This is a genomic window from Emticicia sp. (assembly GCF_043780375.1).
In the GTDB taxonomy this organism is placed as follows: domain Bacteria; phylum Bacteroidota; class Bacteroidia; order Cytophagales; family Spirosomataceae; genus Emticicia.
Genome location: NZ_JAYWCU010000150.1, coordinates 1 through 4430, shown reverse-complemented (window position 1 = coordinate 4430; position 4430 = coordinate 1). Strand labels below are relative to the sequence as shown.

4 protein-coding genes are annotated in these 4430 nt (G+C 35.8%); 3 read left to right on the top strand and 1 reads right to left on the bottom strand.

The window, feature by feature from the left end:
• Positions 1–49: 49 nt before the first annotated feature.
• Entirely contained in the window at positions 50–988 is a 939-nt protein-coding gene (locus tag ACH2CJ_RS11935; protein WP_394993035.1) for a 7TM-DISM domain-containing protein, read from the bottom strand.
• A gap of 408 nt (positions 989–1396) precedes the next feature.
• Here ACH2CJ_RS11935 and ACH2CJ_RS11930 point away from each other — a divergent pair, with 408 nt between their 5' ends.
• From ACH2CJ_RS11930 to ACH2CJ_RS11920, 3 genes are all read left to right on the top strand, one after another.
• Complete coding sequence (locus tag ACH2CJ_RS11930) at positions 1397–1738, top strand: LytR/AlgR family response regulator transcription factor (RefSeq protein ID WP_394993034.1); 342 nt, start codon at positions 1397–1399, stop codon at positions 1736–1738.
• Between the two features lie 89 nt (positions 1739–1827).
• Positions 1828–3102 carry a 3-coathanger stack domain-containing protein gene (locus ACH2CJ_RS11925; protein ID WP_394993033.1) on the top strand — a complete coding sequence of 425 codons (1275 nt, stop codon included), beginning with the start codon at positions 1828–1830 and terminating at the stop codon, positions 3100–3102.
• Positions 3103–3137: 35 nt separating this feature from the next.
• The gene (locus ACH2CJ_RS11920) at positions 3138–4202 is read left to right on the top strand and encodes a hypothetical protein (RefSeq protein ID WP_394993032.1); all 1065 of its coding nucleotides are present in this window, start codon (positions 3138–3140) and stop codon (positions 4200–4202) included.
• The last annotated feature ends 228 nt before the right edge of the window (positions 4203–4430 follow it).

The window sequence follows — 4430 nt, the reverse complement described above, 5'->3', positions numbered from 1 at the left end:
TTAATGTTACTTCAATTCTAATGGAAAAACTGATAGTTTAGTTTTTTTGTTATACTAAAAATAAAAATAATGCAAGTATTAACCCGTAATTCGCATAATATACATAAAAACACTTTTTTAGTAAATTGAGTGGCTTCATATAGACAGATTTGATAAACTGAGAAACATTTAGAAACTCTTCGGCAAAATGAATATAACCCACCAGCATTAAAAAGTAGCTAAGGGCAAGTCCTATCCAATTGTTTTTAAAAAATGAGTCAGCATCTGAAAAATAAACAGTGAAATTATTGACACATACATAAAATGCGACCAAACCTAACAGATACAGAAAATAAAAAACATAAATACGTTTGCGGTAAAATACTACAAAAATTAAGGTAAAGACAACTATAAAGAACAATGTTCCGAGATAAATTTTCTCAAATAATGTTGCCCAAAATTGTTGAGTAGGAAAATACGATTTAGCGATAAACTTGAGTGGCAGTTTAAGTTTATTGAGTGATATTTTATTATCAATTTGGAAGTATAACTTGTAGCTTGTTTTGGCCTTTAGGGTTAACGGCAGTTGGGTTATTAGATTATTGCCCAAAACTTTTACTTGGGGGTCAAGAATAAATTTTGAAAAGGTCTTGACTGGTTTTCCGTTTTCAAACATCACAAAGTTAAAATGGTCGATGCGTGGGTCATCTACGAGCATCACGACTTCAATATCTTCATTATCACTATTCTGAATTTCTATCTTGATACAATAAATACTGCTGTCACGCATGGTCTTGAAATTATGTGAAAAATTCAGCATATTAGCATCTGCATCATCGGCAAGTTCCGACAAAGTAAGTTGTTTATTCAGTTTCAGATATTCATTTTCTCCTGATAAATATAGATATTTAAAACATTTATCAAATTGTATTTTTTCAATATTTTGTCCTCTCGAAAAAAAGGAATAAGCAAGTAAAAACACGACAATAATTAGTCTAATTCTTGTCAAAGTAGTGGTTTGTTTTTATGATTAATAGTATGCGATGAGTGCTAAATTTTCTTACTTAAAACTCAGAAAGTCAATATGTGATAAAATAGAACTTAATTGATTTTATTTAAAAAAAAACTCTCATTTCCAGTAAAATTTTGATGCGTATATTAACAAAAATTAAAGTTACAAACAAGTAACACTCTTTTTCAATATTCCTACCCTTATTTTTATTATTCAGTACTTATAAGTCTTTTATTCTATTTTTTTTGATAAATAAATAGAGTAAAACACAAGTCTATATTCTGATACGTTTATCTTTTCTACTAAAAATCCCCCCAACGTGGTATTGTTTTGCATTATTCTTCGCTCGTACATTTGTAGCTACACAATCTATATCCTTTTGCTAAACAAAAATAGTATTTTTCAATGAAAACTAATTCTCCAAAAAAGAGTCCAGAATCGCAAGACATTTCGATTGGGGGACGAAAAATAGTATCTCCCAAACAGGTACTAATGCTTGTGGCTGATATTAACTATACTACCGTTCATCTCTTCAATGGCGAGCAATTCATCATTGCAACTACAATTAAAAGGGTACAAAAAAGCCTCAATTCTCACGGAAATTTTGTGCGTACCAACAAAAAATTTGTCGTCAATTGGGATTATGTACGTAGCCATTGTGCTAAACAACTAACGCTTCAAAATAACCAGACAATCTCTTTTTCGAGACGACAAGGGAAACGTGCCATGGAAAAAATGGCTAAATAAACTTGATGTAAGCAATCAATGAGTCTCTATGGTAGGAGTATTTTCTCAACTATAAAGTGCGAAATTAAATTTTATCAAAAAACTAAATCATGAAAAAACAATACTTCATTTACTTTTTACTACTTTTTTGTAGTCAATTACATGCACAGCAGCAACTTACTAAAGTTGAATATTTCGTTGATGCCGACCCTGGCTATGGTTTAGGTGTTGATATTCCGTTTACGGCTGGTACTACGCTTGATGTCAATTTTTCTGTGTCGCTACCGGGTAATATCGCAGAAGGTTTTCATTACGTGACGGTTCGAGTAAAAAATACCAATAACCAATGGAGTGCAGTGCTTACCCGTCCGTTTTTGAAAGAAAGCCTTACTCCTCGCACTACCTCAACCGTAACGGCAATGGAATATTTTATTGATGCCGACCCTGGTTATGGTGCGGCTACTGCTATACCCGTTACGGCGGCTCTTACAACTGATAATAGTTTCACGATTCCGTTGCCAAGCAATATTTCAGAAGGTTTTCATTACGTAACAGTTAGGGTAAAAGATGCCAATAATCAGTGGAGTTCTGTTATTACTCGCCCGTTTTTGAAGGAAAGCTTAACTCCTCGACCAACCTCAACAATTACAGTAATGGAATATTTCATTGATACTGACCCTGGTTATGGTGCGGCTACGTCCGTTAATTTTACAGCAGGAACGCCAGTTGTGATTCCGTTTACTGCCGCTCTGGGCAACTTACCGTTGGGCAATCATAACATTTATATTAGGGTCAAAGATGCTAATAATCAATGGAGTATGGTTGGTACAAAGCCTTTTACGGTTGCCAGCACTTTTGGATTAGTAACGAGCCAGACACCTTCGGCTTGGTGCAAAACTGCTCCTTTCAATGTTTTCTATCAAGTATTTGGTACTTATGCCTCCGATAATGTTTTCACGGCTCAACTTTCCGATGCTTCGGGTAGTTTTGCTTCGCCTACTACACTTGGTACTTTGGCTTCGGTGAGTTCGGGTAGTATTGTGGCAAATATTCCGCCCTCAACTACTCTTGGCACTGGCTACCGTATTCGAGTGCTTTCTTCTTCGCCTGCCATCACCGATAACCCAAGCGTTGAGTTCAGTATCCTTGATGCTTGCCCTCCGCCTTGTGCCACTTCGCTTACTTTGGTTCCCACCACCGACGATTATTCGAGTGGCGTTTTGATTAAAGAAACTAACGCCCAAACTGGTATTGTGGTTGCGACTAACAGAATAACAGGAACAGCACGAGTAACTTATTTAGCAGGAAAAAGCGTAACGCTCAACCCTGGCTTTTTTGCCAATAACGGCACAGTATTTATCGCCCAAAAAGGGGGATGCCAATAAAAATAAACTATCAAACCATTTAAAATCAATACTTTATGAAAACCTTCAATTACATTTTTCTTTTCGTGAGTTTATCATTTTTTGCACAAGCTCAGACCATTCGTAGAGTAAATGCAACACCTGGTATTACTGGTGTAAACATTTATTCAACCGTCCAAGCTGCCCACGATGCCTCGGTAGCTGGTGATATTATTTACATTGAACCCGTTAATACTGACAATACGGACTATGGCGATTTGGCTATTAATCGTCGTATTACACTCATCGGCACAGGATATAACCCAACTTTAGTTATGGGTTCGAGTTTTGACAAGCGAACAGTTTCAATAAACTATTTTTATTTGAATCAAGGGAGTTCAGGGAGTAGAATAACTGGTTTAAATATTCGTTATTTGACTATATCCGATGCAAATTGTACTATTGAGCGTTGTAATATAACTGGTAATCTTGGTATGTCGAAACAAACAATTGAAGGTGTAACAACTATTGCAAACAATACAATAATCCGTAATAACTTTATTAGTGCTTCTATAGGTGGTTTAGGAAATGAGTCTTTGGCAGGAGCAACAACAAATAATAGTATTATAACCAATAATATTATTAATGGTACGATTAGTTATCTTGTGTCAGCGACTATAACCAGAAATACTTTTTATGCTTTCACAACATATATATTCCGTGATGTAGATGGAAGTAGCATTACTGCTAATATTTTCGATGTGAGAGATGCATCTACATTTTTTGCCACACAGGGAACAAGCTGTCAAGGAACAACCTTATCAAATAATTTATGCACCAGACATGCGGGCTTACCAGCCAATAATGGTAATGTAAACTCAGTTAGCTCAAGTACTGTTTTTAAAGTTACTAACCCTTGGACAGTAAATCCTTTTCTTGAGAGTAATTTAGAACTTTCACCTACCTCACCTGCACTTACGGTTGGGCCAAGCAGCACACCCATTGGGGCATTTTCGGGTACAACCCCTTTTGTTCCATCGGGTTTAACAAATATTCCTTTTATCACTGATTTTTCAATCAATGGTATTGGCAATGTAAATAGCCCTTTACAAATTAATGTGAAAGCGAGAAGCAACAATTAAGCGTATTTCGAGCCGCTTCAACCACCCTCAGAGTCTCCGCAAGTGACTCTGAGGTTTTGGTCTATACTTTTAGTTGGTTTTTTCATTTCTACTCTGCTGGTTTCGCTTCATTTCGAGTTCTCGTTGCCATTCTTTTTGTTCAAATCGTTCCGCTTCTTTCTTTTGCCAATCGGTCATTATTTGGCGGTAATCATTTTTTATTTTTTCCGAAATTGACTTTTCAATATC